Annotated in this window: 3 protein-coding genes; 2 read left to right on the top strand and 1 reads right to left on the bottom strand. The window is 60.1% G+C overall.

Translation table 11 applies throughout. The features are described 5' to 3' along the window. Both VMU57_RS18405 and VMU57_RS18400 read left to right on the top strand, forming a co-directional pair. A partial coding sequence (locus VMU57_RS18405) for an SsrA-binding protein (protein WP_325386094.1) occupies positions 1–136 on the top strand: 136 nt, incomplete at its 5' end. 100 nt (positions 137–236) lie between these two features. Next, positions 237–1,793, top strand: a complete 1,557-nt coding sequence (locus VMU57_RS18400) for a leucyl aminopeptidase (protein WP_325386093.1) — start codon at positions 237–239, stop codon at positions 1,791–1,793. Between the two features lie 74 nt (positions 1,794–1,867). On the opposite strand, the gene VMU57_RS18395 is transcribed toward VMU57_RS18400, so the two are convergent. After that, on the bottom strand, positions 1,868–3,727 hold a 1,860-nt coding region (locus VMU57_RS18395), incomplete at its 5' end, for an arginine--tRNA ligase (RefSeq protein ID WP_325386091.1).

Genomic DNA, 3,727 nt, shown 5'->3' with positions numbered 1-3,727 from the left:
CTTTCGCAACGGCCGCGTCAAGTGCGAGCTTGCTCTCGCCAAAGGCAAGCAGGACTGGGACAAGCGCGAGACCGAACGCAAGCGCGAGGCCGACAGCGAAGCCAAAGCAGCCGTCGCCAGAAGCCAGCGCCGCTAGGTCTTCCAATCCAACGGCTTCGGCTTTGCGTTAGAAATACTGAAACTTAGTTGCAGCGCTACCTCACTCCAATAATCGAGAATCGGGTTACGATAGTTTCATGGATACGAAGCTTCTTTTTCAGGATGCAGCCGGATTTGCTACACCGATGCTTGCGGTATTCGCTGTAGATATCGCGACCGCTGTCGATGCGGATCCTTTGCCCGCCCTGTTGTCGACCTCGGACGCGGTCACGAACGCAGCGGCCAAGGTGATGGCGTCAGGTGAATTTAAAGCGACGCTTGGTGAAACGCTTTTGCTCCATTCGCCTAGCGGACTGAAGGCAGAGCGTCTTCTGCTCGTCGGCCTGGGAAAGTCGAAGTCGCTTTCGGTGAACGAGGTTCGCAGGGGCGCAGGAGCCGCGGTCCGCACCGCCAAGCCTCGCGGCGTGCTTCAGGTCGCCATCGCCTTCCCTGAGGACCACGCCCTCTCCGATGAACATCTCGATGAGCTTCCCTGCTTGCTCATTTCGCGTGCAGTGGTCGAAGGTGCGTTGCTCGCCAACAGCGACTATGACACCTATAAGAGCGACCGCAAAGACACTGCCTTGCAGACACTTTCGATCGTTGCGAAAGAGGCTGAAAAATCCACGCGCACCGAGATCCAGCAGGGCTTCGACGAAGGCCTCATCGTGGCGAACGCACAGAACTTTACACGCTCTCTCGTTAACGAGCCGGGCAATGTGCTGACGCCCACCGTGCTCGGCGAGCGTGCCGCGGCGATGTGCGAAGAGGTAGGGCTAAAGTGCGAGGTCTACTCGACAGAGAAGCTGCATGAGTTGAAGATGGGAGCTTTCTGGGCGGTGGCCCAGGGGTCGGGCGAACCTCCTGCGCTCATCGTCATGACCTACGAGCCCAAGCTCGAAAAGGGAAAATCTCTGCCTAAGGACGCGCCCGTAATCGGCCTGGTTGGCAAGGGCATCACCTTCGATACCGGCGGCATCTCCATCAAGCCTGCGGAGGGCATGGAGAAGATGAAGTACGACATGGCCGGGGCCGCCGCCATGATCGGAGCCATGCGCGCCATCGCCCAGCTGAAGCCGAAGGTAAAGGTAATCAGCGTCGTCTGCTCGGCCGAGAACATGCCCGATGGCAGAGCCTTCAAGCCCGGCGACGTGGTAACAGCGATGTCCGGCAAGACCATCGAGATTGTGAATACCGATGCCGAGGGACGGCTGGTTCTGGCCGACGGCCTGCACTACGCCAAGACGCTGGGCTGCACCCACCTCATCGATGCGGCGACTTTGACCGGAGCCTGCGTGGTCGCGCTGGGCATGTTGAACGCCGGACTGTTCTCAAACGACGACGAGACCTGCGAGAAGTTTCAGGATGCGATGAAGATCTCGGGCGAGAAGTTCTGGCGGCTTCCCTGCACCGAAGATTATCGCGATCAGATCAACAGCCAGATCGCCGACATCAGGAACACCGGCGGAACCCGCTGGGGCGGAGCCACTACCGCGGCGCTCTTCCTCAAGGAGTTTGTCGGAGACACTCCGTGGGTACATCTCGATATCGCCGGATGCGCATGGAACGACGAGGTCAAGCCGGCACTGGCGAAAGGCCCCACCGGCATTGCGGTGCGTTCCATTCTGGAGTGGGTCCGCAGCTACTCCGCATAGCCATTCCCCAATCAAAACATCGGGGACTCCCAAAGGAGTCCCCATTTCACCTGCCCAGCACACGCAACGAGAGCTTACATCCGTTCGGGTGCCTCGATGCCGAGATACCCCAGCGCCCGCACCATCTCGCGCTGCGCCACAGCGGCCGTCGCCAGCAAAAGCGCCTTGCGCGTGGCATCGGTCTCCTTCAGCACATGGTGGCGATGGTAGAAGTTGTTGAACTGCTGCGCCAACTGAAAGGCGTACTTCGCCAGATAAGCAGGTTCCGCCGTAGCGATACACTGTTCGATCATCAGGGTGAGCTTCGACGCCAGCAGCCACGTCTCCCACAGGCTCGTTCCCTCTTCGCTATCGAGGATCGAGCTGAGGTCGAGTCCAGCGACAGCGGCCAGCGAATCCTCCGCGGTAGTGTCCGCCTTGCGAAAGATATTGGCAGCGCGCACGATGGCGTACTGAACATAAGGCCCGGTCTCGCCCTCAAAGCTCAACGCATCGTTGAAGTCGAACGCGATCACCGTATTGCGCGTAAACCGCAGCATGAAATAGCGCAGCGCACCAACGCCGATCTGCGTGGCAATCGTGCGGCGCGCTTCGTCTCCAAGATCAGGATGGCGTGTATCGACCTCGGCCTGAGCCGCAGCAATAAGCTGGTCGAGAAGATCGTCGGCCTTGACACCGAAGCCCTTGCGCCCGCTGACCTCGATATACGACTTGGCCTTGTCTTCCTCGCTGATGGTGTAGCCCAACTCGATCGCGCAGCGCGGAGTCAGCGCAACCATCTCGTAGCTGAAGTGGGTGTACCGTTCAGCGGCTTCCGTGAAACCCATTCCGAGCAGCGCCTGAACGACATTATTCTGCGGATCGTTCTGCCGCGAATCGATGACGTTGTAGATGGCATCCGCCTTACCGAACACCGGATGACTGGGATCGCTCGGCCCATCGGTAGAGATCCAGCAGGTATGCGTCGGATACTCATGAAACTTCGCATAGCCGAAGTCCTTGCCCGGCAGCAGGCCGAACTTCCACAGGTGATAGGCAATATCTTTGCCGACATAGGTCACGGTACCGTTCGAGCGCACGATGACCTTGGCATCTTCGTCGGTGGTACCGGCTGCAACCTCGGAGCCAGCCCGGCGCATCACCATGCAGCCCTTGTTCTTGCCCTCGGTCTCCTCGTACAGAACGCCTTTCTCGATCATCAGCGCGCGCGCCGCATCCCAGAAGTGAAGATGCAGGATCTCGCTCTCCCTCGGCAAAAAGTCATATTCGATGCTGAGCCGCTCCATCGTCTCCAAATGGCGATGAAGCACCGCTGTCGAGATAAGATCGGCGATCTCGGCCGTATCGTTGCCACCGGTTTCGAGGGCATGCAGGGTGTCGAGCCGAAGTTGCTTACGCGCAGCCGCCTCTGCCGGGTCTGCCGTATACCACTGCGAGACCCGCGCATAGAGGTCCCAACAGTAAAAGTCGATGCGCTGACCCTGCGCGGCAAGCTCCGCCAGCAGTTCACGCGTACCCTCCAGCGTCTTTCCCTCAAGATGCACCAGCCCGACGATGACATCCGCCACCTGCACCCCGGTGTTGTCGATATAGTTCTGTACGCCAACCTCGTAGCCCCGTTTATAGCTGTCCGGGCGAAGCAGCCGCTGAAAGGTATCGCCCAGAATCGCATTGCGCAGATGGCCGATGTGGGCGGCCTTGTTGGGATTGATGCTGGTGTGCTCTACCAGCCGAAAGCCCGGGCCGCCCACATCGGCATGCTTGTCCTGGGCAATCTCCCTGGCCACGGCCGCACGGTTCAGGCGAATATTCAGGTACCCCGCGCCCGCCACCTCGACGCTTGCCACGCCCTCAAGCTCCCGCAGCACAGCCGTCAGCTCCCCGGCCAACTCCGTCGCAATCACACGGGGGGCCTTGCGCAGCCGTTTGGCAAG

This window comes from Edaphobacter sp., assembly GCF_035532915.1.
In the GTDB taxonomy this organism is placed as follows: domain Bacteria; phylum Acidobacteriota; class Terriglobia; order Terriglobales; family Acidobacteriaceae; genus Edaphobacter.
The sequence above is the reverse complement of the archived record's forward strand: the minus strand, read 5'-3'. Positions and strand labels throughout refer to the sequence as shown.

Excerpts from the sequence above, each read along its gene's own strand:
- VMU57_RS18400 (WP_325386093.1), top strand. The coding sequence starts at position 237 with ATGGATACGAAGCTTCTTTTTCAGGATGCAGCCGGATTTGCTACACCG.